Source organism: Acidobacteriota bacterium (assembly GCA_038040445.1).
In the GTDB taxonomy this organism is placed as follows: domain Bacteria; phylum Acidobacteriota; class Blastocatellia; order UBA7656; family UBA7656; genus Onstottus_A; species Onstottus_A frigus.
This window is the reverse complement of the sequence record JBBPIG010000022.1, coordinates 1-26694: the sequence shown is the minus strand read 5'-3', so window position 1 is coordinate 26694 and position 26694 is coordinate 1. Positions and strand designations below refer to the sequence as shown.

Genomic DNA, 26694 nt, shown 5'->3' with positions numbered 1-26694 from the left:
GCAACATAACGGAGCGGCTGGGTTGGTTGTGCTTGTGTGGGTGCACCAGGAGCGGGAAGTGATTTTTCCATTAGCAGCCAGTTTGCTCAGCGGCCCGTGATTCTTAAACTAGCGATCGGCAATCAGCGGTCGAATGTTGGTTGTCGAGAGTTGAAAGCATGCTTGCTGGCTAACCGTTCACACCTACGCGTAAAACTCGGTTATCGCGTCGGCAACTGCTGACAACATCCCGTAGGTCAACTCCGGATAGATAGGAAGCGCCAGCGTTTGATCGGCGGCCGACTCGCTGGCGAGGAAATCGCCCTCTCCATAGCCCAGGTCCGCGAAGCATTCCTGTAAGTGCATCGGCACGGGATAATAAATCTCAGTACCGATCTGACGCTCCTTCAAATGCTTTATCAACTCGTCTCGGCGCTGGCTCCTGATCACAAACTGATTATAGATGTGACGTACATTCGGCGACTCGAACGGCAACACCACCCCAGGTGAGCCGCCCGAGAATTCGTCGAGAGTCACGGCCAAGCCGGCTTCGCCGAACAGGTCCCGATACACCGCCGCGTTTCGCTGCCTTGCTTCGGTCCATTGATCAAGGTGTCGGAGCTTTACTCGCAGCACCGCTGCCTACATCGCGTCGAGCCGGAAATTAGGCATCGGATTACTTTCTCCAGATTATGGAAGACTGTGAAGGGTCGAAGCTCGAGTTGAAGTTATCCTCATCCTCGCCGACGTACTTCTGTGCTTTGCCAGATCCCGCCACTTCCCAAGGGCTGCCAGGCAAACTCGCTTGTGACTACTCTCGTCCGACTGCTCAAATCAAGTGCTCGTTCCGGCGCTCTCCTCATAATCGGAATAAGCCCCGTAATAATAGTTGTCATAACCTTCCTCACCAGCATCGATGTTGTTCAGAACTACGCCGAAGATCCTCGCGCCGGCAATCGACAATTCTTGCCGCGTTCGGCGCACAACGTCCCGCGTGCTCTTGCCTCCGTGCACGACAAGGATCACCCCGTCTACCATAGTTGACAAGATAACCGGGTCGGTGACCTTCAGCAGCGGCGGCGAGTCGATGATGATGTGATCGTAGGTCTCGGATAGCGTCTGCAGCATCTGTTTCATCTTCGCCGAGCTGATCATCTCTGACGGGTTCGGAGGTATCGGGCCGCACGGTAGCAACGACAGGTTCGCGATAGGCAGCTTCTGGATTACGTCGTTGATGTCCACATCGCGGGACAGGTACGTCGACAACCCGCGCGACTGATCGACGCCCAGCACCTTATGGGTAGATGGCTTTCGAAGATCGCAATCAATGATCAACACCGATGCTCCCAGTTGCGCAAGCGAGATCGCCGTGTTGACAACCGTGGTCGTTTTGCCCTCGCCCGGCTGTCCGCTTGTAATCAATATCGTCTTTGGCGGCCGGTCCACCGAAGACAGCAGCACCGAGGTCCGGAGCACGCGATACGCCTCAGCCACCGACGACCGGCTGTCGAGTACGCTCATTTGATCCGTCCTGATGTGTCCCCCATTTCCAAGACCCGCTGTACTCTTCTTCTTTCCGTTGCTGCCGCTGGTCAGTAGACGCGGCTTGCGTCCGGAAATCGCCGGTATGACGCTGAGCGCCGGAAGTTGGGTGTAACGGCTAACGTCCTCGACGGTCTTGACGGTATTGTCCAGGTATTCGAGGAAAAAGACTAATCCCACACCCGCGAGCAGACTCACCATAAACCCAATTAGTATCGTGCGCGGGCGATTGGGAGCCACCGGAGACGTAGGTACTTGCGGCGGGTCGATCATCTTCACACCGCTGTGTTGCTCGTGCTCCTGAATCTTGGCTTGATTCATCTTCTGCAGGAATTCGGTATATAAGGAGTTGGCGATCTCGACATTCTTTTTGAGGATATTGAACTGAATCGCGGCCTGGTTTTGCTGGGCTGCTTCGGCCTTCGCAACAGCCAGCGCGGTCCCGAGCGACCCTTCGTCTCGCACCGCCCGCTCGTAATCGGCCTTTAGCCTTTCCTGAAGCGACGATCTGCTGTCATCGATCTGCGTTTGAATCGCGGCCATTTCCTCTTTTGCCGCAACCACCTTGGGATGTTTGGGTCCGTAGGTAATCTCGAGCTGCGAAAGCTGGACCTTCAGTTCGCCCAGCCTCTTCTGGAGCTCGGTTGTCCTCGGATCTGAGAATGATTCCGGAAGCTGCGACACGCGCCCGGCTTTGACCTCCTCATATAGCGACTGTTTCAGCATTCGCTCCGTTTGGGTCCTGGTGGCTTCGCCGTGGAGCTTGGTCAGCTTTTCGACCGCCAGGTTCTCCCTGGCGTCCGCCGAATAGATATTATGACCGCTGCTGTAGTCGGCCAGTTCTCTTTCGGCCCGCTCGACGCTGGCTTTGAGTTCACGCGTGGACTTATCAAGCCATTCTGAAGCGTTGGTGTATTTTTCGGTTTTGCTCTCATAGCTCCGTTTAATGAAGACCTGTGCGATGTTGTCGACGATATCGGCTGCCAGCACCGGATCGGTATGGCTGAACGAGACGACGAGCATCCGCGTGTCGGGCAGTGGTTCGGCGGTGAGGTTGGCCGCTAGCACGTTGACGTAGGGAGCGAGGTGCGCGCTCTCCTCGCGGGTACGATCAGTTGGAGAAGTCACGGCCGGGGTTTCCTGCACAGTGGGCGGAGTCCAGCTCTCCTGCGAACCGAGCCGTCCTCCAATGGTCTTAATCGACTCAAGGATCGACTTGCGAGTTGTTACGTCCATTAGGTTGGGGTTCTGATCGAGCTTCAGGTTTACGACTACGTCCTCGAGCAGCGGCCGGCTTTGGAGTTGGCGGATCCGAGTTTTCAATGCCGACTGTGCGTAGTAGATATCGTCTCCGTCGTCGGTTTGCAAAATCATGTCACCGCTTCTGAACAGTGTGCGGCTGTCCTTTGCGATTTCGATCGTCGTCGAAGCCTGGTAGGTGGACTTCGTGCGATACACCTCGACCGTAACAACGGCTGTGACGATTATGGCAATGACGATGATCACAAGTTTGCGCTTTTTGATGGCGCGCCACATCCGCCCTATGTATGCTCGCTCATCAGCTTCCCCGTATCCATACCCGTAACCATACGGCGTGGCATCAGGATAGGCCCCGAGATGAGGGTATCCCGGCCGGAGTAAGGGAGCATCGTCCGGCGTGGGGATTTTCTCAAGTTCCAAACGTTCGTCCGTCATAGACTGTTCTCCAATAGAGTCACCGGGGGTGGTGCTCCTTAAAAGACCAAGCAGGTTGATACATGTCACGGGATCGGCAGCCGGGTGATTGAGTTCATGCCGAAGGCTCTAAGCAGCGCTCCACCGATCGATTTGGTCCGGCTATTTGGCACCATGATGATGTCATTGGCGGAAATTTCAACGTCTTCTTTCTTGCCGCTCATGATTGCGCCGATATCAACGCGCAACTCCTCACGCTTGCCGCTCGAATTCTCTCGAAATATGATGCCGCGGTTTAAGGCGGCCTTGTAGTTCGTACCCTGCGCGAGCGATATGGCTTGTTGCAACGTCGTACCTTCTTTGAGCGCGAACGAGCCCGGGGCGTTTACTTCGCCCGCAACGAAGAAGACATCGGAAGGGGGTATGTTGATGATGTCCCCCGGCTCCAGCAATACGTCTTGATCAAAGCGGCCCTTAAGCAGCCCATTGATGTTCGCGCTTTTGAGCTCGTACTTGGGTCTCTCCTCGAGCGCCGCCTCCGGCTCGCCGTTGGCCTCGTTTCCAGAGACTGTCTTTGAGACGTTAGGGTCAGGCTCATTCTGCGCAGGCGTTTTTAGCCTTCGAATGATGTATGCGTTCGCGCCGTGAGTTTCGGTCAAACCGCCGGCTAGTGTGAGCAGCTCGAGCATAGACGGCCTTCCTTCGATCTGAAAAACACCCGGGCTTCTCACCGAGCCCTGGATGAAGAAAGAGCGGCTGTTGAATTCCTTTACTGACACGCTAACCCGCGGGTCTTTGAGATAATCGCCGCGCAGGCCGTCAGCGATCAGCAGCGCGAGTTCCTCAGTCGTTTTCTTCGCAGCGCTGACCCGGCCGACGTACGGCATCAGGAAGGTGCCAGCAGCGGTCACTCGAAACGTTTGGGTTAGTTCTGGAGCATTCTCAACCCTGATGTCGATCACATCATTTGGACCGATGCGGTAGTCTTCTTCCGGCGAGACCAGCACGGCAGTTGATCCGCGTCCTGCGGGTTGCGCCACTGAGCCACTGGGGGAGACCCCGGTAGACTGATTGCGGTTTGTTTGTAGTCCCCCGGCAACCGCAGTACAAGAAGCGATGATCATTAGAGCAATAGCCCTCATCGTCTTCGACACCTGTTCCGCTGATGTAGTTGAGTTCATTATGCACCCCTCACAAGACTGGCAGACGAGACATTCTCGGTCTCGAGCGGCACCCGGTTTCGAACCGGAGCCAGTGGCCTCGCTCTCTTTTTGTCACCGACTGCGGTCCCTATGTGGGTCGCGACAGCCGAGAGCAGTAAAAATAGTAAAGCGTTTGAAGGCAGTTGTAAATTGAAGTCAAACAGACTGTGAACGAGCAAGCCGAAGAGGCCAGCTCCGCTGCCTAGCGCCAAGCCCGCATAGAGCGGGTCTTGAGAGCTGATTCCCCTGGCGACTGCGCGAAACACAGACACCATAAACCAGAGAGCGATCAGCCCGCCAACGATGCCGCAGTCGGCCACGATTTGCAGATAGTCGTTATGCGCCTGCGGAACTCTTAGCGAGCCGTCGCTCTTGGTGTAAATCGAAAACGCCGTCTCGTACGCACCGAGACCAACCCCCAGCAGAGGATTGGAGCGAATCATCGTCGCCGTGTCCCGCCATACCCAACCCCGGCTCGAGAAGAAAGTCTCCCTCTGCGAGGCGCCGCTGAGGGGCTGACTTTGCGTCACCCGATTGATGACTGGATCGGCGCCGATCCAGAAGACGCCAGCGGAGATCACTACTAATATCGCAACTACAACCGCTATCTGAGAGGCTACTTGCGGGACTCGTCTCGTACCGGTGGTGTTCTCTCGTCTCCGGATCGATCGGACGCTCATTAGTACAAGGAACATCATCGACGCAACAATGCTGATGATCCCGCCGCGCGACAGTGACAAGACGGCAGCCACCCCCATCATCATCGCAGCGAACCCGTAAAGGACTCGCAGCTCTGTGCGAACCGCGCGGGTGATTATCAGTGCGATTGGAAGCGGGATCAACAACTCCATATAACCGGCAAAGTGATTGTGGTTCGCAAAAGGTCCAAACGCCGAAGTGGCCTCGGTCGGCCGCAGCCAGTAGAAACGACCGTTCCAAGTGAAGTGCTGCACGAGCGCGAAAAGTGCCATCCCCAATCCGTATATGACGAGAAAGTGTTTCAGCGCCGACAACCGCTCGCGGGTTGAAAAGAAATTCGAAGCGATGAGGAAGGAAATCAACAGGAAGATCAGCACCGTCACCGCCGCGCGAGTGTATCCTACGTTCTTTGACAAGCTAAGCCAGCGGCCGCCGCCATCAGTGAATGCCACGCTCTGCAAGAGCCCCACTGCTACGAGCGCTGCGATCGGCACGGCCGTGTGCGGGATATTAAGCTTTAGACGCCTATCGACCAGGACCTTGATTAACCAGATCACCAAAAGCGCAACGATCATGCCTTCGAAGACCAGTACCGACCAGGGCTCGACCGCACCGTGAGCAAGCGCCGCAAAGACGACCGCGATCAAAAGGCCTGCTCCGATTGCCTTGCTCAGGCGGTCGTTGGTGGTTTCGTGGGCTGCGTTCATTTAACCAGTTCAGTCAACACGAAGTCGTCGAACCAGGCAGTGCCTCGTGTTGGGTTATCGTAGCTGAATTTCGGGATGCGCTTGATAGCCATGGTGGCGGCGCGGGCGTTTGCGGGCGCAGTGAAATCGATGGCGATCCGGCGCCAATCATTCGATCCGCCGGGAAGTGGATCTGACGCCGCAAGCTCGGTGGATGAAGTATTGTCTGTAACCACGACGCGCGGTCCTTCGGGCGTCTCGAGGCGGTCGGTCTTGGCGTAACACTCAAGGCGATATCGCGCACCCGGGCGCAATAGGATTGTCTGTTTGATCTGCCCATCGAGCCGCGCAGTGTCACGCCCCGCAAAGTCGATCCTGAGTGACCGGCTCCCAGTGCGGAAAACGCTGGAGTCTATGCCTGGCGCCGCATACTCATTGCGACTGATCGCCCAATCGAACTGTGCGAGGCTCTTCGAGATATCCGATTCAAAACTCCCGTTCCAGATGCCCGGCAAAGGCCGTCCGGGCTGCGCGTAGGTTCCGCTAACCAATCCCACCCACAGTCCTCGAGCCTCCTCGATGCGCCCTTCTGACATGAGCGAGCTTATGAAGGCGGAGCTCTCCGATAAAGCAACCAGCGAGTGTCGATCGATACCGGCAAAAACCGTGATCGCGTCGGACGCGCGCGACTGCTTCAATAGGAACTGAGCCAACAAGAGCCGCGACTTCGGGTCATCTGGAGTGACGGCCTGAACCGCGACCAAGTTGCCGGCCGAAACGCGCCACAAAAGATCGAGCGTCCCGGGCAGTAGCCCGGAATTCGAAGCGTTCGCCGCGCGAAATTCGACAACTGCCTTCGCAAGTTTTCCTTCTCTGAGTAGCAGATTCGCAAGTCGCCAGCGAACCTCGGTGTAGTTCGGCGCTAGCGCAAGGGCTTCCTGCAAAGCCTGTTCGGCCGCTGCGCGGTCTCCCGCGGCCTCTTTCACCGTCGCCAAAAGAAGGCGGTTCCGATAATCCCACGGAGACAGATTGACTGCTCGTGTTGCGCGGTTCTGAATGCTCGAGATGTCCCGGTCCTCGCCTCCCATCTCCGCCTCGGCCAGCCTCGCGTTCAGAGGCGCAGAGTTCGGGACATAGGCAATTCCAGCGGTCAGGAGCTCTCTGCTCGCACTCACCCGCGGGTCAGTTAGCATCCCTACGACGCAGTTGACCAGCGCCGAGAAAATCAACAGAGCGCATACAGCCAGAGCCGAAAGCATCGCAACCGCTCTTGCTGCAAGATTGTTTACCTTGACTTCTATTATCACTGATTTTGCGAACGAGAAGACGAATGACGTTACAACACTGAATCGAAGCGCCGAATTTGGACAGTCCTGTGACTACTCACCTTGAACCCCGGAGGGAAGACGCAATCCGCGCCGCACTAGGTTTTTGGTCCCTGCGTGCCGCTGATCGAGACAGCGGCTAATATCGGACACTGGCACAAACTGCCAGAGTCAGAATCAACGCGCGGAAAGGCCGCGCTCAAACCAAGAATGCTGTGTTAGTCCTGACGCCGCCCCTCAGTTCAAAAAAAAACATCGAACAGATGCCGGCTGGGAACCGCTTGGCCAACGTGGATATGCTGCTCAGTATCAGGCTCAGGCGGGCCGATCTATGCTTCCAGGTGGCCTCTCGGTGTGCGGGCAAACTGAACTGAAGTCCAACGTCTCTCATGGGTAATTCGATCTCTAGAATCGAGGCGAAGGCAAAACGGTCTGGTTCCTCCGAGAAATCATCCCTTCTGCATTCTTCAGTATGCTCCGTGTAATGGAGTCGGGCGATAAGAGCGGGAAAAGGGGAAGTCCCTCGGATAGGTATTTTCGTCCTGCGCTAGAACCTCGACATCATTGTTTCCTCACTTGCCGCCTCGATTATCGAGACAACCGCAACGCTATCCTACACTAACGCTGGCCGAGAGGATATTTCATCTGCAAGTTATTGTCAATACCCTGGATAGGTATTTTCCCCGATCGTCTGTTCCGCCTTATCAGGCTGCTTTCACAGCGGACTCTTCTCCTCTTGTTCTGACTCCCTCTCTTCCAGATTGAAAGGCGGAATTCGGCAAAAACTCCAGAGCGCCTCCGTCGGATGTCCCCCTAGCGGAAGCTTAAGAAGAGTTCGGCCTTGGAGCGATGGGAATCCACAGACTGTGACCATTTGCGACACCAAAACACCTCACGCCCTAAAAGACGGGAATCGATCCAAACCGAAGTTGCGTGGGCTTAGCGGCCGGGAGGGTCACGAGGCTACAACACGCATTTGATTTCACGTGACGAGAATAGGTAATGCCTCAAGCAATAATTCGAAAAACGTTGACTAGGCAGGAACCCATGAATTTCCCGTCGGGTTACGACCACAAGTTTACAGAATAGCTGGCACGCACCTTGCCGATTGACAGTCAACGAAGCAGGCCCCTTCTGAGAGACCTTATTTAGGAATCCCCGATAGGAGAGGTAGTACAAATGGTCAGGCGAAGTGTGTTCATACTTGCATTCATATCGCTGATGCTTTTGGGCGGTTCTGTGAAGGCCCAAGGCTATTATGAGTTCTTAGGTTCGCCTCGTGCGGTGCCAGACAAGTTTTCACCGCGGTATGGCATACGCTACAACACACAGGGCTTCGAGGACCCGGGGTTGAACTGGAAGAAGAGGGCGGCAAAGTTAGCAAGAAAGGGAGTGCCCGAGTACGCGATCAACGAGATGATGCTCTTCCCCGGCGGGCCGGATGCAATTGGTGAATGGATTGATGAGGCGTTCGCCGAGGTGCAGACTCAATTCCTGAAATGTGGTTCGCTGGCGAGGCGCGCCAGCAGTGTCTCGCCCGGCTTACTCTACGTGATGATAATGCCGTCGGCGTTCTTCGAACCCTACTACAGGGTCGATGTGGCCGGGGTTTACTATCCCTCAACACATCAGATAAAAGTCCTGAACATCTACTACATATGGAGCGGGCTGAACGCCGGCTGGCTGCGGCACGCGCGCGACCTGATCAAATGGGAGATTGGGAACTACTTTGCGACCGAGGTCCGGGTGCAACCTGAACCGCGGCCCGTCGGTTGGCCTTGTAACACGATGTGATCCTCCGCAATCAGGCGGAGGAGGTAGGCAACCTGAACCGCGGCCCGTCGGTTGGCCTTGTAACGCTCCCGCTAAATAGGCCGAGCGTTGCTGTTCGAGAGAAACGAATAAGTCAATCTTCGTTCGTGATTTCGTACCTCATGCTTAGCTGAGCGGACACACCAAGCATAGCCGAGACGCTGCAGTACTTCGTCTCGGACAATTCGATCGCGTGCTGAACGGCTTTCTGATCGATAGCGTGGCCACGCAGGCGGTGGACGACTTCGATTCGGGTGTAGATGCGGGGATGCTCGGCTCGCCGCTCGGCGCGCACTTCGATTTCGTACCCGGTAACTCGCTGCCTTTTCTTTTCGAGAATCGCAACGACGTCAGCGCCAGTGCATCCTCCGAGCGCGACCAGCAGCAGCTCCATCGGCGAGGCCGCAGTAAGCTTGTCGTGCCCGAAACTGGTGACCATTGCATGACCGCTTTGCGATTCCGCTACAAAGGCTTCGCCCCCGGCGTAGCGAAGTCGCGCAACCTTGGTTTCAACGTTAGGTTCACTGCTCATTAGCGTCCTTGATAAATTACCGTTGCGTCAAAACCAGCGAATCTAGAAGGAGTAGAGTGGTGCCGAAGGGGGGACTCGAACCCCCACGGGTTGCCCCATACGCCCCTCAAACGTACGTGTCTACCAGTTCCACCACTTCGGCTTCTTGGGCGAGACTCTCGTGTCAAAACCTGGGCCGCCTGCTCGCGCTCGACAGCGGCGTTAATTCTCTTTATCGGTGCCGGGCTTCGCTGCGTCCTTAGACCCCCCGGGCTTGGCCTGTTTATTAGCGTTCTCCCCTGCCGGCTTCGACGGAGCTGCAGCCGGTTGTGTGGACGGCGCGGCCGCGTTGGGCGGAACCGTTGGAGCCTGTTCCGCGGGCGCCGCCGGGCTCACCGGGGCGGCCTCCGCCGGGCCGACGCCTTCACCGAGCGACCTCTTTTCGAACAATCCCGGAATCGAGAATAGGAACGCGATCAAAAAGAAACAAACAGCAGCGGTAATAGTGATCTTAGCCAAGACCGTCTGAGTTCCGCGCGGGCCAAACGCTGCCGAATTCACTCCGCCCCCGAACACCTGTGATGCGTCCGATTTTCCCGGCTGCAACAGCACAAACATGATCAGAACGAAACACGAGACAATGTAGAGAACCGTCAAAATTAATCCAAGCACTTCGTTACTCCTAGCCGCGCTCTTTGTAGTTAACGATCCGCGCGAACGAATCGGCTTCCAGACTCGCACCGCCGACGAGTCCGCCGTCAATGTCTACCTGGTTCATCAGCGTTACAACATTGTCAGGCTTCACGCTGCCGCCGTAGAGAATCCTGGTTTCCACCGCAACCCTATCTCCAAACATGGCTCCGATGCGGGATCGGATGAACGCGTGCATCTGTTGGGCGGTCTCAGGCGTCGCCGTCCGCCCTGTTCCGATTGCCCATACTGGTTCGTAAGCAATGATGATACGAGAGGCCTCAGACCCCGTCAAGTTACGCGTTCCGCCGGTCAGTTGCGCTTCGACGACCTGCTCCGCGCGCCCCGCATCTCGGTCCTCCAGCCGCTCGCCCACACAGACAATAGGTGATAGACCGGCGCCGATGGACGCGCGAATCTTGGAGCTCACCGAATCGTCCGTCTCACCGTAGAACTGCCGCCGCTCTGAATGACCGATGATCGTCCAGCGGGCGCCAGCGTCTCTGATCATCGAGGCGGACACCTCGCCGGTTAACGCGCCGGGACCGGGTTCCGCCGCGACGTCCTGGGCTGCAACATCCACGTTCGACCCGTCGCACCGGTCCGCGACCGATTTGATAGCCGTGAATGCCGGGGCGATCACAACCTCGCAGTGAGTCGAAGCCACAACCAGCGGCTTGAAATCGCGGACGAATTCCAATGCTTCCGGAATCGTCTTATACATCTTCCAGTTTCCAACTATGATTGGTCGTCGCATGTTTCTCAAAGCCGCTTGGCGATTACTTGCCCGGCTGTACCAGTTTCTCGCCGCGAACAATGATGATGTTCCTTCTGCCCGTTTGAGGTTCTTTCTTCACTTGGATCTTTGCACTGTTCTCTTCGCCCTTTTTTAGGCTCCACTCAGTCAAATCGGGGTCAATCATTTTGTTTGTCACGGTCCAGCCGTTGTTTTTAATCACTCCTTCGTAGAAGGCCACTATCATTTCCAGTGAATCAGTCGTCTGGAGCACCTGCGACATAAAATTCACTCCCTGATTGGGACCGATCTGTACGTTGTACCTCGAGGCGCGCGGATAGTCGGGCAAGTCCTTTATTCCGCCTTTGGTTTGATCTATGAAGGACGGGCTGACGAACCTCGGAGGTGGCGGCGGAGCAGGTGCTGGCTGAGCGTCTCCCGCTGCCGGCGGTTGACCGGCAGTTGATGGTTCTGTGCCTGCTTGAGTCTCACTGTTCTGGTTCTGATTCCTCGGCGCCTTGTTCGCGTCGATGTCGCTATAAGCGGGCTTGTGCCGGCACGCTGCGGAGATTACGGCCACCGCCACCAATAACGCCACTAATCGCACTTCCTTGTTCATTTGGATCCTCTTCGGTTAACGCCCCATGTTTATTTGTCAGTCAAAGCGGCAACACCTGGTAACTCCTCGCCAGCCAGAAACTCGAGCGAGGCGCCGCCGCCGGTTGAAACATGAGTGATCCGGTCGGCAACTCCCGCCTCGATAATGGCAGCCACTGAATCGCCGCCTCCGACTATGCTCGTAGCGTCAGCCGCCGCGACGGCCTGAGCTATGGCTCGAGTCCCCAGATCGAAAGGCGGGTGTTCAAACACTCCCATCGGTCCATTCCATACGATTGTTTTCGCGCCGGTGAGTTTCCGTGAAAAGCTCTCAACCGAGTCGGGCCCGATGTCCAGCCCCGCTTCATTCGGCTTGATTTCCTTAACCGAACAGGTGCGCGGCGCCGTCGATTCTGGATCTGCGTCCCACGCGGCTTTATCAACCACGACGTTGTCGGTTGGCAGCAAGAAACTGACGCCGCGCTCGAGCGCGCGCGCTAGCAGGTCGCGCGCCAGGTCGAGCTTATCGTCTTCAACCAGCGAGCGGCCAGTCTCCAGCCCTTGAGACTTCAGAAACGTGTAAGCCATCGCGCCGCCGATCAAGATCGCGTCCGCCGCCTTCAACAGATTCTCGATGACCGCGATCTTATCCGAAACCTTTGCGCCGCCCAGGATCACAACGAACGGCCGCTCCGGATGCTCGAGCACCTTGCCCAGGTACTGCAGCTCTTTCTCCATCAAGAACCCGGCAGCAGATTGTTTCACGAAATGCGTTATGCCTTCGGTCGATGCGTGAGCTCGATGGGCAGTGCCGAATGCATCGTTCACGTAGACATCCGCGAGCTCCGCGAGTTGTCGCGCGAATTCGGGATCGTTCTTCTCCTCGCCGGCATGGAAGCGCAGGTTCTCGAGCATCAACGCTTCACCTGGCTTCAATGCACCGACCATCGCGCGCACCTGCTCGCCAACCGAATCGGGCGCGAGCTTCACTTCTCTACCAAGCAACTCCGAGAGAACTCGCACAGCCGGAGCCAGCGAGTACTTTGATTCGGGGTTGCCTTTGGGCCTTCCGAGGTGAGACGCCAATACCAAACGAGCGCCGTGCTCGAGCGCGTACCGAATCGTCGGAAGCGCGGCGCGTATCCGAGTGTCGTCGGTCACGTTGCCGTTCTCGTCGAGCGGCACGTTGAAGTCGACGCGCATGAACACGCGCTTCCCGTTCAGATCAAGATCGGTAATTGAAAGCTTAGGCATCGGAGAGTGATTCGTGATTCGTGATTCGTGATCTTGAAACTTGAGCTATCCTCTCCGGTCACGAATCACGCATCACGCATCACGAGTCACGCATAATTCTTACAGTCCCTGTTCGGCGACGTACTTGATCAGATCAACCACGCGGCAGGAATATCCCCATTCGTTGTCGTACCACGAGAGCAGCTTGACCATGGTGCCTCCGATGACGCTGGTGTAGGGCGCGTCAAGGATCGACGAGTGAGAGTTCCCGCGAAAGTCGACCGATACCAGAGGTTCCTCGGAGTACTGAAGTATGCCTCGAAGCGGTCCGTCGGCTGCCTTCTTCATCGCCGCGTTCACTTCTTCCTTGCTTGTGTTTTTGGCGACTTCGGCGACGAAGTCGACGATCGAAACATTTGGAGTCGGAACCCGCAAAGATATGCCATCTAGCTTGCCCTTCAGCTCCGGCAGCACCAGGCCGATCGCTTTTGCCGCGCCCGTGGTAGTCGGGATGATCGAAAGCGCGGCCGCGCGAGCGCGCCGCAGATCGCTGTGAGGCAGATCGAGCAACCGCTGATCGTTCGTATAGGAGTGGATCGTGTTCATCAAGCCTTTGACGATCGTGAAGTTCTCGTGAAGCACCTTGGCAATCGGTCCAAGGCAGTTGGTCGTGCATGACGCGTTCGAGATTACGTGATGCTCCTTCGGGTTGTAAGCCTTCTCGTTGACGCCCAAAACGATGGTCACGTCTTCACTCTTGGCCGGAGCCGTTATGATGACTTTTTTGACCGTGTCGTGCAGGTGTTTGGCGGCGTCGTCGCGCTTGGTGAACAGGCCGGTGGACTCGATGACGATCTCCGCGCCAACCGACGCCCAGTCGATCTTTCCCGGATCACGTTCGGAGAAAACCTGAAACTCATCGCCGTTGACCGAGATGGTCTTGTCGGTGGCTTTGATATCGGCGTCCAGATTGCCCAGCACCGAGTCGTACTTGAGCAGATGCGCCAGAGTTTTCGTGTCGGTAATGTCGTTGACCGCAACGAAGTCGATGTCCCCGTGCTTGAGCGACGCCCGAAGCACGTTGCGCCCGATGCGCCCGAAACCGTTGATGCCTACTTTGATTGCCATTCTGCCTGCCTCCCGTCTGATCTATTAAATCGCGGCGTGCACAACACGTCGCTTAAAAAGGAATCTCGAAACTATCCAATGCCGTTTACACTGTCAAGCAATACAGCTTTGCTCGCTTTTCCGCTGACGCCAACGTCGCAAACTCTAAACAAGCTAATCGTCTTTCGTCGAAGTCGGGTGAAGTTTCACATATTCCTCGCGGAACGCTTCGAGCAAAGGCAAATCAACGAGGTCCCTGGCTCGGTTTGCAGCCCGCTTGCTAGCGATTATGTCTCGAAGGTTAAGAATCGGGAAAATGCCTTCTCGATGCATGCGAGCTTTTGCCGTCGCGTAATCCTCGATGCCATCGGGAGCAAAAACGAGGTCAACGTCAAAAGGGCCGCTTTTGATTTGAACAAAGTCCTTGCCGCTGACGATCTCTGCCTTCAAAGTATCGCCGAGAGTGAAGCCAAGTTGAGTCAAAGCGTCTATGATGCGCCGGCCATTCTCCTGCGATCGAGCTGGATACACATCCACGTCCTGAGTCGTACCTGGAAAGCCGAGCAGAATGGCTCCACTCTTTCCAATAAACATGTAGTCTACTTCGTGTGCGTTGAAGGCTTCGGCAAGCTCTCGTGCCTGCGCCGGATAAAAGGGAGGACGTTCAGGCATCCTTCACTCCAAAGGTCTTGTCATCTTCATTGAGCTTATAGCCGAGGTAAGTCGGGAGGTGTTCGTGACACCACCGCCGATACTCCTCCATTGTGTCGAAGACTCGATAGTCAGCGTCATCCAACACAGGTTTGTAGACGTAACAAAAGCCGTATTTGATGTGCTGATCTAGCGACCGTCTTAGGTTGCGGCGGCATTGCTCCCTAAACTCGTCCAATGGGTCCGCAGGTTCTGGCATCTTCACCCATTCCGCTTCCGTCAATGACGCTGAGCAGCAACAAACAGGATCGCACTCATCAACAAGACATATTCGTTGCTTTAGATTTATTCGCGGCTAATCATAATCCCTTGGGCAGAGGCGAGCAACACGCATTAGAACAGTACCCGAATCTGAACAAAGCATGGTCTGGATCGCTTGCGACTCACGATGTCAACGGCTCTCGCAATCCACGCCGGACTGTTTCACCGAGCGCCTGAGCCTTCCGCACCAGACATTCGTGGTGAACGTGCCGCTAAGTATCTCGACCATATCAAGTGTCACGCCGCCGCCGAGGTCTTCGGCAACGTATCGCGCTTGTCCTTTGCGCCGGTCTGTGATGGTTCCTTTCGCATCCACCGTTACCGTGTCGAAATCAAAAGACTTCATCGCCGCGTCGGCTACCTTTGAAGTGACACTGGTCGTGTTTGATTTTCTGTTGCTTACAAAGGAAAAAAAACTATGCCGATAATCAACATCGCGACGATGCCGAGCGTCATCCACCACGGGCGATTCCACTTTCGCGCACCTTGTAAGAGCGGCGTCGGATCTGTCGTGGGAACCGGGCGCGGGGAGGTCGCTCGCTCCGGTTGATCGGTGTCCCATTCCGTTCGCGCGGCAAGATTGTCCGGTTGCTCTTTGTGTATTGAAAGATTGACGGCAGCCGGTGATGGTCTGTTGATGATCGGTGAGTCGCTGTCTTTTTGGCGTTCGGAAACCATCGCTATGGTTTCGCCAGTCCGCGGCGCGACCGGGGTAACCACCGTAGGCTGATCATTGCCCGCAGCGTCTCGCAGCATCCGGCGCATCTCTGACGCGCCGGCCTGGCGCTGGTCACGGTTTTGTGACATGGCATGCATCAAGACATCCGCGACACGCTGCGGCACTTCCGGGTTCAAGGCGTGTGCCGATCGCAAGGGATCAGGCTGTCCGATCACGACGACCGCCGCGCGGCTAAGCGCATCTGCCGGAGTGAAGCCGGTCATCAGGTGATAGAGCGTTGCCGCGAGCGAATACAGATCACTGCGAGCGTCGGTTCCCGCGCCTTGAATCTGTTCGAGAGGCGCGTAGGCGGGTGTGTAGCCCTGGATGCTGTGGCCTGCGGTCATGCGCGACATTCCTTCGACCTGCCCCTTTGCCAGCCCGAAGTCGAGCAGCACGATCTGGCCTTCTTGCGTGAGCTTCAAGTTGTGCGGCTTGATGTCTCTATGAATTACCGGTGGCGTTTGTTTATGCAGGTACTCAAGGGCACTGAGCAACTGGTCTCCCCAATCCATCACTTGATTGATCGGAAACGCGCCGCCTCTTTGTTTCAGGATCTCGGCAAAGTCGTCGCCTCCGATGAACTCCATCACCAGGAACCACCCATCGCCTTCAGAGAAGTGATCTATGACTTTGGGCAACGCACCATGTCGTAGACCAGCGAGCAATCGCGCTTCTCGCTCGAAGGCTTTGAGCATTGAAGGGTCGTTAAAGAATGTTTCCTTCACGGCAACCGTGCTGCCGAGCCGTTGATGTTTGGCGAGGTAGACCGCGCCCATACCGCCCTGCGCTATCAAGCGCACGATGGTGTAGCTGTCGCGCAAAGTTGTGCCGGGTGCAAGCATCTCAGTTCCAAAACGCAGGCAAATACAATTCCTGGCAGAGTGCCGAAAAAGCCAAGAAGAACCTCTCCCAAGGCAGTGCCGATAATCCCACCAACGCAGTTGGTGGATCGTTCATACTCAGCCTACAAGCAAGACGGCACGCATCCTTTTGAATCCCACCAACGCAGTTGGTGGATCGTTCATACCCAGCCTACTCTCCTCTCGGATTCACTTCCGGCTGATCGGGCCAGGTTGGATATGAACAATCCACCAACTCCGTTGGTGGGATTTGGGACTCCACCACGCAGTGTCGCTTGTAGGCTGAGTATGAACGCACCACCAACTGCGTTGGTGGGATTGCAGGACCTAAATCTCTCGGTTATGAATCTTTCGCGCCGCCAACCAGCGACTTGACTATCGCCTGCAGAGCGCTGCGATCGATCCCATAAGCCGCGAGTAGTTCCTCAGGCTTGCCCGAGCGTGGAACTTCGCGCACCGCGAGTTGATAAACTCGAATTCCCGACGGCGAGACCGCGCTCGCTACAGCGTCGCCCATCCCGCCCCACGCTGAATGATCCTCGACGGTGATAATCAGATTGTTCGTAGCCTTGCCCGAGGCCCGGAGAGTTTCTTCGTCCACTGGCTTCACTGAGAAGAGATCGATTACCCGAACCGATATGCCTTCCGCTTTGAGCGTATCGTACGCCGCCAGTGCTTCAAACAAAGTCACGCCGCTGGAGACGATAGTCACCTGGTCATCGGGGCTCTGCTTTATCACTTTTGCTCGCCCGATCTCGAACTGCTCATCCGTTGAATAAATCACCGGGGTCTTCGGTCTGCTCGTTCGAATGTAAACTATCCCTCGATGTTCAGCGGCGAGACGCACGGCATGTTCAGTCGAGATCGCGTCCGACGGATACAAAACCGTCGAGCCCTCAATCGCTCGCATCATCGCCAGGTCCTCGAGCGCCATCTGCGAGGGCCCGTCTTCACCAATCGCCACGCCGGCGTGTGAGCCGCACAATTTCAAGTTCGCCTGCGACACCGCAGCCATTCGAATGTGATCGTAAACTCGAGTCAAAAAGCACGCGAACGTCGAAGCAAATGGTATCTTTCCCATCGAGCTGAGCCCCACCGCTGCGCCCACCATGTTCTGCTCGGCGATGAACGATTCGAAGAAGCGATCCGGGTGCGCCTTCATAAACTTTTCGGAATAAGTCGAGTTCTTGGTGTCGCCATCCAGCGCGACGATCAGCGGATTCAGATCGCCAAGCCTCGCCAGCGCCTCGCCGTAAGCTTCGCGCGTCGCGACTTGTTGCCCGATGATGTACCCACTCGCGGAAAGCTCGCCCCTTACTTGCTCGCCGTCTCGCGCGCTGCGTCCCTCCGGTGGCTTCATCTTCAGCTCACCGGCGTTCGCGACTTTCGGCTGCAACTCCGCCAGCGCGCGATCGAGTTCCTCGCCCTTCTTAAAAGCCTTGCCGTGCCATCCGTCTTTGTCTTCTGCGAACGAAACGCCCTTCCCTTTTTTGGTTGCCGCGACGATCACCGAGGGCTTGTCGGTGACGGCTATCGCTTCATCCAGCGCCGCGATTATCTCGGCAACGTTGTGGCCGTCGACGGCAACGGCATGCCAGCCAAACGCTTCGAAGCGCCGCCGGTAGACTTCAGTATCGTGGCCGTACATCGTGCGCTGGCTCTGTCCCAATCCGTTGACGTCCACAATGCCGATCAAGTTATCGAGCTTGTAGTACGACGCGATCTCGGCCGCTTCCCAGACCGATCCTTCCGCGGCTTCGCCATCGCCCATCAACACAAAAATGTTGTTGCCGGTTTTGTCGAGATACTTGCCGTTCAACGCCATCCCGACTCCGCACGACAGGCCCTGTCCAAGCGAACCCGTCGCAACTTCAACCCATGGCAGCCGAGGAGTCGGATGACCTTCAAGCTCGCTGGTAAATTCCCGAAGCGTTTTCAATCGCGCCACCGGAAACGCGCCCGCTTCGGCCCACGCAGCGTACAGCAACGGCGCCGCGTGACCTTTGGATAACACGAAGCGATCGTTGACCGGGTTCTTCGGATTAGCGACTTCGTATCGCATCGCGTAAAAGAACACCGCCGCCGTAAGATCAGCCGCCGACATACAACTTGTCGGATGTCCCGAACCGGCTTCAGAAGTCGCCACGATGGAGTGAATCCGCAGCTTGTCGCCCATCGTTTCCAGAGCTTGAATCAAATCCTTGTTAATTCTGGCAGGTTGTTCCATCGGTTGCTCCTCGATAAAGAGTGTGGTGAAGATCCAGCGACAAAGATCAGCGAAGCTTGTTGCGGATCTGGCTGTGCTACCGAAGCGCCGGGTCCCGCAAGCAGGAGAAACGAGATTGCCCAATTGACTTCAATCGTCCGACACGAGAAAGGCGAATTAAGTTTCAATATACACAACAGTCATCCTCGCTTCAACGTGAGGTCTCTCTGCTTGACACTTCTATCGCGCCTGCCTACGCTCTGATTCGCTATGCAAAATAGAAGAGCCATCGAGAAGGTGAGCCTGACCGAAAAGCTCGGCTCGTTTCAGGAATACTGGAGCCCGAAGATTGTTGGCGAGTTGAACGATTCTTTTGTGAAACTAGTCAAACTCAAAGGCGAGTTCGTGTGGCATCATCACGAAGCCGAAGACGAGCTGTTTCTTGTCGTGAAAGGCAGCTTGTTGATGAAGTTTCGAGACCGCGAGATTCGAGTCGAAGAAGGCGAGTTTGTCATCGTCCCGCGCGGCGTCGAACATCTTCCAATCGCGGAAGAAGAAGTTCACGTGTTGTTGCTCGAGCCGAAGTCCACGTTGAACACCGGCGATGTGGTGAACGAAAGAACAGTGGCGGAGCTGGATCGAATCTGACAGCCTTCCAAGTTTAGGGATGATTGAATCTGGTCCTCTATACTCCGAACCTCTGGCGGCCGAAGAGGGGATATCCTCCCGGTCGTATCGTTTTAGTTACAAACCCCGCTGCGGGCTCAGCATTCCGGCAATAACCGTTCTCGACGCGGGCGGCTGCGTGATTGAAGAAGAACAACGCAACGTGTTTCGCTATCTCGCCCAGCAAGGTCACGGCTCTGACATTCTGTTCGGCGTAGGCACCACCGGCGAGTGGAATCGAATCTCAAACATCGAACGCCAACGCCTCATTTGGATCGAGACCGACGAGGCCGCTCGCATCAATTGCGATATATCAAAGCGCGGGCTTCAACCTCTGGAAGCGTGGGTCGGGGTGACGGCCGCGACTCGAAGCGAGACGCTTTCGAATCTCGAATGCGCGCTCGAGGCGGGAGCCGATGCCGCGGTGATTGCGCCGCTCTCGATCAAAGATCTCGGCGACGTCGTCTCGTTCTTTCAGCAGGACGTGAGTGATCTGTTCGACCACCGGGGCCGCTGGTTGCCGGTCTTTCTCTACGACAATGCGGACATCGCAGCCGACCCGCGCATCCCGCACATTCGCACGCGCGACGTAAAGCGGCTCAGCCGGCTGCCGTTCATCTTCGGTTTGAAAGTGTCAGCGCCGCGGCGCGTGCTTGGCAACTACACCAAAGGCGCCGGGCACTTCAAGGACAAAGGCGAGTTTGGGATTTATGTCGGCAACGCAATGCTGATGTTTCAGCTATTCAACGTCGAAGACGGATTGCTGGGCCGGGCGCGCGAGTATTGGAACCGGTACCTGCTTCACAACGAGCTGCCGATAGGAGTCGTGTCAGGTCCTGCCAATGCGATGCCGCGCGAGTGGCAACGAGCCTGGCGCGCCTGCTACGCGGGCGATGAGCAATTGATGTCTATTTACAAATCGGCATTCGAGCAGTTCAGCGCGGCGTGCCGGTTCTCGCAGGGAGGAAATGAGGTCAAGAAGAGCATCGCTTGTTTGAAGCACGCGTTGAAGCTTGATGGGGTGATCACGTCGGACCTGGTAGCGGAAGGCACGCGAGCGCTTGATTCAAACGAGCGTCGTGAGTTCGCGCGATGCTACGAAAGAATCAAGCAGAATCTCGCTTCACAAACTGACGCCGTGTGGCTTTCCAGCAGATAGCGGGGAAGCTCAGCTCGCTTCGCTCGTCTTCGCTCTTTCAACCGCTCCCGGCTGCGGCATTGATGTGCTGAAAACCGGGCTTTGACATGAGACATTCTTTCTCCGCCCCCATACACTAAAACTAAAGAGCGGTTCGTGTCTCACTATCATTGGCACAGAGGGCGGTGTCTCGGTGCGCTAGCGAGCTGTTGACGAATCGCAACTTCCAAGCCTGACCCTCGACCGATGAGGGACCCTTGCTCGGTTTCAAAATCCTTCAGAGCTTCAGAACGACGTTCCAGATATCCCCACCGTCGTTAGTGTAGCAAACGCTTTTTTGCCCAACCAACCACCCGTGTTGTTCATCCGTGAAGTACACTTTGTCGTAAAACAACTCCTTCTGGTCAGGATTGATGACATACCAAGTTTGTCCACCGTCATTAGTTCGAAGCAACACGCCAAGTGACTTGTCGAGCCTGGTTGCATCTACCTCTCTGCTGAAACCTGCCCCCCAGCCATCATTCCTGTTCTTAAAGTGAATGGAGCGCATTTCCAAATCTTGAGAAGGAGCTGGAAGCTCTGACCAGGTTTCGCCCCCATCATCCGTCCGAAGTAAGGTACAATTGGGCCTGAGGGAAAGCCACCCTCTTCGCTCATCGAGGAAGAAAAGCGCGCTAATATCTGCACTCTTTGAGGTCGCCCTTCGCGCATTCCAGGTCCTCCCACCGTCGCTGGTATGGTAAATTGCGCCGCCTTCTCCGCCTAGCCATCCCATCTTAGGGTTTAGGAACTGGAGTCTATGAAACGGCTCTGTAATACTATTGGGATTTGCGAGAGGGAAGAAACGTCTCCAGCTCGCACCGCCGTCTTCAGTGCTCCATAAGGAGAAAGGTTCAACAGCCCAGCCGTGAGTTTCATCGATGAACGTCAGGGCATCGCATCGTTCTCCGTATTCAAGTCTAGAAACTCGCTCCCAACTAAGCCCGCGGTCTCTACTGGTCCAGACTTCGCCCGGTTCATTGACTGCCCATCCTCTATTCTGATCTACGAAAGACACTCGCTTGAGTCTTCCCATAGATCTATCGCGTCTCGTGTTCCAAGTTCTTCCGGCATCGGTGGTTTGTAAGAGATCTCCGTTCGCGATTACCAACCAGGCCGTGTCCGCACCGATGAAATTTGAACTTTGCACGAGAGGCATACCCTCCCAGGGCACGCGCTTCTCATGCACGCTTATGGCGTGACAACTTAGCACGCAAAACAATGCGGATATAGTTAGCCCGACCTTCAACACGTTTGCCTCCGTTTATTGACTAGATGGCTTAATGCAGGTGTTGTATATCCTTTCATCGAAGTCGTCTTCGTTGCCGGACATGGCGCCCGTTGCGCGAGCGAGTTCGTGAAGAATTGTTTCTACCTGAGCCTCCGCTATAGTTACATTGTGAAGCGCCGCTTCGTTTTCGATCGCGGTTCCGAAGAAGTGTACGGTGTCTAGCGTAATTGTCCCAGGGTTACGACCGAGGATACATTTGAGACCACAAAAGTATTCGGCTATGTCTCCATGCGCATCACCCTCGGTGATTCGTCCTTCATTTTGGAGTCGGGTTAACGTGGGCATGGCCGCCCATTTGGCTGTGCCAGGGAGAGCCTGACACGGTATGCTATCGATAAGTTTGGTAAGTGCCGAATCGAGAGCTTCTTTGATCCTCCGGGCATGCCATTCTGCCGTAGTTGGGTCATCGCCACCGCCCGGCCCATTTTCAACAGGTGGAGAGCCCGCATCGCTTCCACCTGAATCGCCTAGAACGTCGCAGTGCAATGTCTCGATCACTCCCATAACCAAGAGCCCTTCATCGTCTTCGTAATAGTATTTCGACCTTGTAATGTCGCAAATCTGGAGCCCCAGCGGGTCAATCATATTTATAGGATTGTTACGCGCATAGACATACCGGTTGAAGCTCTGCGGATCCATGACATTCGCCGGTATCGTATCTGTTCGGTTGAATCTCCCCGTGGTTTGCGAGTATTGACGATTCACTGCATAGTCCGAGACGGTCTCACTATCGCGCTCATAGCTCGTGAAGTGATGCTTCTCCTGCGTGCCGCTCTCTGCGAAGTCCTCCCCAAACGGCAAGTGAGCCTGCCGCCCTATCACGTTGCCGCTAGCGTCCAGCACAAGCCTCGTGCTCAACCGGTCGCTCAAGAAGTATTGAGTCGTGCCGCTCGCTACCTTCGCGATCATCCGGCCGCCGGAATAGACGTAGTCGACCAGCACCGCTCCAGTGGCGCCGTTGTGTTCGGCGATCACTTGCGAGCCTTGCCAGATGTAATGCGTCGTAGCTCCGCCCGTCACCCTCTTGTAGCGCCGATTCGACGGGTCATATGCGTATTGCCCGGTCGCTCCTCCATCCACATTTACAAGCCGATTCTCAGCGTCGTATGCGTAGCTATGTCCCTCGGCCCATACCAGATTCCCTGCCGGATCATAGTAGTAGTTCGGGTCCGATGTGCTGCTGTTCACACTCCAGATGTGGTTGGCTCCTTCGATCACGATGTTCTGTAACTGATTGCCTCCTGATACGGCGTCCCACATCCCCGTGCGATTTCCCTAACGGTCGTAAGCAAAACGCCGCGCGGCACTTGCTCCGCTACTCGTCTGATTTGACGTCACCAGTCTTCCAAGATTGTCATAACACTGTAAGTCACGCTAGTCAGATCAGAAGGGTTTCCTCACTCCTTTCCTCTAAGAATGACTGTCTTTGTTCCATGTTCAGGATAGTTTGGATTGTAGCGGAATAGCTCCACGGCTTCTGTTCTCGTATAAAACGCTCTGCTACGAGTCGGATTTCTTGATTCTTCACTCGATGAAGTGGACCGTGTGCCGGAGACGGAAATCATTTCGTTATTAGCGAGTGCACCCGGGATCCTGAGATCTGTGTATACTCGCGCCTCAAGAGGTAGAGGACGACCGTGTTTCTCGAAGAGCAACTGAGGAGGGTATTTTTTTGATATAGACTGAAAGAGTAACTTGAGATTACTCTCAGACATATCTTCCTTATCCATGAGTATTCCAACAAAGAAGCTTGTCGGATTCTCAACGTCAAAAAGAAACGAAAGCGCAAAATGGCAAGCCTCGTACTGCTGAAAGTCCATGTACCTGCGTTCCGGAAGCCGATTCAATCGGCGCCCAAGAGGACACGAACAAGAGTATCAGAACTAGCAGAAACCCTTTATGCATAAAGCTGATCCTCCTTTGCCTAAGCTGGTTCTAGTAGAAAGGACACTGCAAACCAAACTTCGTGGCGACAGGAAGGAAACACCTTGATCTGTGACTAGGTAAGGCGGTTCCGCACCTGAGCAAACACAGGCCGATTTTGACTCAGAACGACTAAGAAAGGATCCTCTCCGCAGATCAATGCTATTGATCGAATGCACGACCCCATCTTTCATACCCCTCTGTTTAGATACGCCTCTGCCAGGGCGCTATTGCGTCCGCAAACGCCGCTTACGCGGGCCGCGCTGGTGCTTATTGCTTTCCTCTCAGCGTTACTGTCTTTGTGCCCTTCTTCGGAAAGTCGGGATTGAATCGGAAGAACTCGCCGTCCTTCCATCTCACGTAGTACGCCCATTGGTATTCGTCTGGTTTGTTTCGTTCTTTATCGGTCGAGTCCGCCGCCCTCGAGGGCGATTTCGGCTTGGCGCGAACAGGGTCATCTGGCCCGGATTGAGCCAGACCGGTGGCAAGGAAGTCGAGTTGTCGCACGTCCGTGTAAACCGACACTTGCAGTAGAGTTGATTTCGAGTATGCATCAGAGAGACTCTGGAATAACTCTCTGAGATTCTCTTCGGTCACTTGGGCTGGCGCCATCAGTACGTAGACATGATCGGAAGAATCACTGACCTTATAGGACCGCAACACCAGCGCGCAGAAAGGCAGTTGAGTTAGCGCCAGCGTTTGTTGCGATTGATCGCCGCTGTCCTTTCTTGACATCGCGCTCGACATTCCCGAAAGCAGCGCTATCAGCAAAAGAAGACCGATCACGGACGCGCGCCGGATGTGGTTTTCTCCCCAGGCCATCGGAAAAGGCCGCGTGGGCGCGCAATTAAAAGCCGCTCGCTGCACCATCATACGAACCTCCAGCCAGACTTGACGCTCTCTCATACAAAGCCTCATCTGCTTGCCGCGACACTTCTTCAAAGCACTACTTGCATCCATCATGTAACCACTGAGTTACGTTCTTTCCATTGGTCCCCATTGTTCCCTCTAATCCCTCTGTGGAGTCGACGACAACGTGTAGCAACTCGTGCATGAACAGCTCTGCCTGGCCCAGTGCATCGTTGGAAGAGAAGAAGTCGGGCCCTAAAAATGTTCTGGCTAAACTGTTGTCAGTACGGGTGAATGTAACTGCGCCCGCCGGATCGTGGCTCTGAAAGTACTGTTGCTCGGTTTGCCCATTGGGCATAGTGACCGTCGGATCGTAAGCATTGATGTACCAAGTGGTAGCCCCTTTCTTCTGTGCGACTGTTCGGTTCAGGTCTTGCAAATATGGCGCGAGTTTCTGCGCACAGTCCCCGTTTGACAGGATCGCATCCCTTATTTGCTTCCATTGAAGAACCAGTTCCTCCGGAGTCTTGCTCTTCTTTAATTTCGGCGCCTGCGGTGGCGGCCCGTGCGCCGGGTTCCCCCCACCGCTATTGTATCCGCCGCCACCGCCGCTGCTCCAGCAATACACCGGGATGAATCCCAGGTACGTGACGTCAAGTATTTCAGCGCCGCTCTTGGTTATTAGAAAAACGTGATACCCGAAACACATGTCGAGACCCTTCGGGTCGATTGAATTGATCGGATCATTTCTTACGTAGTTGTACTTGTTGAGGCTCTGCGGATCCCCATAGCTTCCCAGCACCAGGGGGTTCTTCATACTGGGCCCATGCGGATCGGGTTGTACGAACCTGCCGACGCTCTGAGAATACTGCCTGTTCAACGCATAGTCCTTGTCCGTCTCGCCATCTCGTTCGTGCGTCGCGAAATGATGCTTCTCTTGCGTGCCGTTCTCTCCGAAGTCCTCGCCGAACGGCAAGTGCCCCTGACGCCCGATCACATTCCCATTCGAATCAAGCACAAGCCGCGTGCTCAAACGATCGCTCAGGAAATACTGGGTGCTGCCGCTACTTACTTTCGCAATCATCCGGCTGCCCGAGTAGACGTAATCCGTCAACACCGCGCCAGTGCTGCCGTTGTGCTCGGCTACAACCTGCGAGCCTTCCCACACGTAATGCGTCACCGCCGAGCCAACTGTCTTCTTGTATCTCCGATTATCCTGATCGTAGGCATAGCTCGCGGGTATGACAGCGAGAACCGACAGGTAAGCGTGGATGGCGGGGCTACCCGTGTACGCCGTCGTTTGTGACATTCCCTGCAGCGTCGTAAGTGTAGTTCACAGTCGAGCCGCTCGTTATGCTTGCGAGGCGGTTCGTCGGAGCGCCGCCACTTTGCTGAAGCGTGATTGATTGAATCTGATTGCCTCCCGAAATCGCGTCCCACACTCCCGTGCGATTGCCCCAGCGGTCGTATGCGAATCTCCGCTGCGCGCTCGCTCCGTTGCTGGTCTGATTTGACGTCACCAGTCTTCCAAGATTGTCATAGGTGTAAGCCGCGCTCTCGGTGGTTGAGTTGATCGTTCCGCTGATGGACATCAATTGACTCGCGTTGCCCGCTGTTGAGCCTGCTCCCATCTGGCCGGCAGATGCCTGATATCCGTAAGTCAGATTCATCAACGAAGTTGCTCCCTTCGTCGCCGTCTGCGTGGTCAACTGCAATCGATGCGCATCGTAACCATAGCTCTGCGACACTGCGCCGCCCGGCGTCATCTGCAACCCGGACACTTGTCCCGCCAGATTGTAGGTCACGCCGCTTACGATGCCGTACATCTCCCGAAACCGGCCCTTATCGTCGTAGCTTACGTCGACATCTTTCCCCGATGGGTAGATCATCTTCGAGAGCTGGCTCCCGCCGTTGTACTGGTAGCTGGTTGTGTAAGGCCTAGGCACAGAGAATGGCGTTATCGACTCGGTAACCGACGAGACTCGACCGAAGTCGTCGTAGGTGTATCGCTCTTCAACCGCTCCCATGGTCACCCGCATTAGTCCCGGCGCGCTTGACTGACCGTCTGAGTCGTACAAGAAGGCGACATTATCCGTCGCTGCAACCCCTGGAGCGCCAGCAGTGTTGTAGACAGTCCCCGTCCGGCGGTGCAGCGCGTCGTACTCGGTGTACGTGTATTTGGACGACCACATCGTTCCCGTTCCGTCGTTGATCGTAGCCGTCTGTTCGGGGATCT

General features: G+C 55.8%; 25 protein-coding genes and 1 tRNA gene. 3 read left to right on the top strand and 23 right to left on the bottom strand.

From position 1 onward, the window contains the following. Positions 1-183 precede the first annotated feature (183 nt). The 5 genes from AABO57_21205 to AABO57_21185 all read right to left on the bottom strand — a co-directional run bounded on the left by AABO57_21205 (position 184) and on the right by AABO57_21185 (position 7089). Positions 184-615, bottom strand: coding sequence for a DegT/DnrJ/EryC1/StrS family aminotransferase (locus tag AABO57_21205; GenBank protein MEK6288244.1), 432 nt, complete (start codon positions 613-615; stop codon positions 184-186). A 198-nt stretch (positions 616-813) separates the two neighbouring features. Then, positions 814-3216, bottom strand: coding sequence for a polysaccharide biosynthesis tyrosine autokinase (locus AABO57_21200; GenBank protein MEK6288243.1), 2403 nt, complete (start codon positions 3214-3216; stop codon positions 814-816). A 65-nt stretch (positions 3217-3281) separates the two neighbouring features. Beyond that, positions 3282-4376, bottom strand: coding sequence for a polysaccharide biosynthesis/export family protein (locus tag AABO57_21195; GenBank protein MEK6288242.1), 1095 nt, complete (start codon positions 4374-4376; stop codon positions 3282-3284). Further along, the gene (locus AABO57_21190) at positions 4376-5803 is read right to left on the bottom strand and encodes an O-antigen ligase family protein (GenBank protein ID MEK6288241.1); all 1428 of its coding nucleotides are present in this window, start codon (positions 5801-5803) and stop codon (positions 4376-4378) included. The genes AABO57_21195 and AABO57_21190 overlap by 1 nt, the downstream gene beginning before the upstream one ends. Further along, positions 5800-7089 carry a tetratricopeptide repeat protein gene (locus tag AABO57_21185; GenBank protein MEK6288240.1) on the bottom strand — a complete coding sequence of 430 codons (1290 nt, stop codon included), beginning with the start codon at positions 7087-7089 and terminating at the stop codon, positions 5800-5802. The genes AABO57_21190 and AABO57_21185 overlap by 4 nt, the downstream gene beginning before the upstream one ends. Positions 7090-8286: 1197 nt before the next feature. On the opposite strand from AABO57_21185, the gene AABO57_21180 reads away from it, so the two are divergent. Then, positions 8287-8901, top strand: coding sequence for a hypothetical protein (locus AABO57_21180; protein MEK6288239.1), 615 nt, complete (start codon positions 8287-8289; stop codon positions 8899-8901). Positions 8902-9013: 112 nt separating this feature from the next. On the opposite strand, the gene AABO57_21175 is transcribed toward AABO57_21180, so the two are convergent. The 12 genes from AABO57_21175 to AABO57_21120 all read right to left on the bottom strand — a co-directional run bounded on the left by AABO57_21175 (position 9014) and on the right by AABO57_21120 (position 18573). Continuing rightward, positions 9014-9451 carry an OsmC family protein gene (locus AABO57_21175; protein ID MEK6288238.1) on the bottom strand — a complete coding sequence of 146 codons (438 nt, stop codon included), beginning with the start codon at positions 9449-9451 and terminating at the stop codon, positions 9014-9016. A 57-nt stretch (positions 9452-9508) separates the two neighbouring features. After that, positions 9509-9593: transfer RNA gene (locus AABO57_21170), tRNA-Leu, on the bottom strand. Positions 9594-9652: 59 nt separating this feature from the next. Beyond that, the gene (gene secG, locus AABO57_21165; GenBank protein MEK6288237.1) at positions 9653-10102 is read right to left on the bottom strand and encodes a preprotein translocase subunit SecG; all 450 of its coding nucleotides are present in this window, start codon (positions 10100-10102) and stop codon (positions 9653-9655) included. Positions 10103-10112: 10 nt separating this feature from the next. Then, positions 10113-10877 carry a triose-phosphate isomerase gene (gene tpiA, locus AABO57_21160; protein ID MEK6288236.1) on the bottom strand — a complete coding sequence of 255 codons (765 nt, stop codon included), beginning with the start codon at positions 10875-10877 and terminating at the stop codon, positions 10113-10115. Between the two features lie 22 nt (positions 10878-10899). Then, positions 10900-11475: a hypothetical protein gene (locus tag AABO57_21155; protein MEK6288235.1), complete on the bottom strand. Its 576-nt coding sequence runs from the start codon at positions 11473-11475 to the stop codon at positions 10900-10902. 29 nt (positions 11476-11504) lie between these two features. Then, the gene (locus AABO57_21150; protein MEK6288234.1) at positions 11505-12707 is read right to left on the bottom strand and encodes a phosphoglycerate kinase; all 1203 of its coding nucleotides are present in this window, start codon (positions 12705-12707) and stop codon (positions 11505-11507) included. A gap of 99 nt (positions 12708-12806) precedes the next feature. After that, entirely contained in the window at positions 12807-13814 is a 1008-nt protein-coding gene (gene gap, locus AABO57_21145) for a type I glyceraldehyde-3-phosphate dehydrogenase (GenBank protein ID MEK6288233.1), read from the bottom strand. A gap of 153 nt (positions 13815-13967) precedes the next feature. Beyond that, positions 13968-14465 carry a hypothetical protein gene (locus AABO57_21140; protein MEK6288232.1) on the bottom strand — a complete coding sequence of 166 codons (498 nt, stop codon included), beginning with the start codon at positions 14463-14465 and terminating at the stop codon, positions 13968-13970. Next, positions 14458-14703 carry a hypothetical protein gene (locus AABO57_21135; GenBank protein ID MEK6288231.1) on the bottom strand — a complete coding sequence of 82 codons (246 nt, stop codon included), beginning with the start codon at positions 14701-14703 and terminating at the stop codon, positions 14458-14460. The genes AABO57_21140 and AABO57_21135 overlap by 8 nt, the downstream gene beginning before the upstream one ends. 192 nt (positions 14704-14895) lie before the next feature. Beyond that, positions 14896-15111: a hypothetical protein gene (locus tag AABO57_21130; GenBank protein MEK6288230.1), complete on the bottom strand. Its 216-nt coding sequence runs from the start codon at positions 15109-15111 to the stop codon at positions 14896-14898. 53 nt (positions 15112-15164) lie between these two features. After that, a complete protein-coding gene (locus AABO57_21125) occupies positions 15165-16328 on the bottom strand; it encodes a protein kinase (GenBank protein ID MEK6288229.1) in 1164 nt (387 codons plus the stop codon). 358 nt (positions 16329-16686) lie between these two features. Next, complete coding sequence (locus tag AABO57_21120) at positions 16687-18573, bottom strand: transketolase (GenBank protein ID MEK6288228.1); 1887 nt, start codon at positions 18571-18573, stop codon at positions 16687-16689. 267 nt (positions 18574-18840) lie between these two features. On the opposite strand from AABO57_21120, the gene AABO57_21115 reads away from it, so the two are divergent. Both AABO57_21115 and AABO57_21110 read left to right on the top strand, forming a co-directional pair. Next, entirely contained in the window at positions 18841-19200 is a 360-nt protein-coding gene (locus AABO57_21115; GenBank protein MEK6288227.1) for a cupin domain-containing protein, read from the top strand. A 19-nt stretch (positions 19201-19219) separates the two neighbouring features. Then, positions 19220-20377 (top strand): dihydrodipicolinate synthase family protein, encoded by a 1158-nt coding sequence (locus tag AABO57_21110; GenBank protein MEK6288226.1) that lies wholly within the window; start codon positions 19220-19222, stop codon positions 20375-20377. Between the two features lie 256 nt (positions 20378-20633). On the opposite strand, the gene AABO57_21105 is transcribed toward AABO57_21110, so the two are convergent. From AABO57_21105 to AABO57_21080, 6 genes are all read right to left on the bottom strand, one after another. Further along, complete coding sequence (locus tag AABO57_21105) at positions 20634-20906, bottom strand: hypothetical protein (GenBank protein MEK6288225.1); 273 nt, start codon at positions 20904-20906, stop codon at positions 20634-20636. Between the two features lie 753 nt (positions 20907-21659). Beyond that, positions 21660-22946: an RHS repeat-associated core domain-containing protein gene (locus tag AABO57_21100; protein ID MEK6288224.1), complete on the bottom strand. Its 1287-nt coding sequence runs from the start codon at positions 22944-22946 to the stop codon at positions 21660-21662. A gap of 137 nt (positions 22947-23083) precedes the next feature. Then, a complete protein-coding gene (locus AABO57_21095; protein ID MEK6288223.1) occupies positions 23084-23506 on the bottom strand; it encodes a hypothetical protein in 423 nt (140 codons plus the stop codon). A 373-nt stretch (positions 23507-23879) separates the two neighbouring features. Beyond that, positions 23880-24515 (bottom strand): hypothetical protein, encoded by a 636-nt coding sequence (locus AABO57_21090; GenBank protein MEK6288222.1) that lies wholly within the window; start codon positions 24513-24515, stop codon positions 23880-23882. 40 nt (positions 24516-24555) lie between these two features. Beyond that, entirely contained in the window at positions 24556-25767 is a 1212-nt protein-coding gene (locus AABO57_21085; GenBank protein ID MEK6288221.1) for an RHS repeat-associated core domain-containing protein, read from the bottom strand. Then, on the bottom strand, positions 25739-26694 hold a 956-nt coding region (locus AABO57_21080), incomplete at its 5' end, for a hypothetical protein (protein ID MEK6288220.1). The genes AABO57_21085 and AABO57_21080, both read right to left, overlap by 29 nt.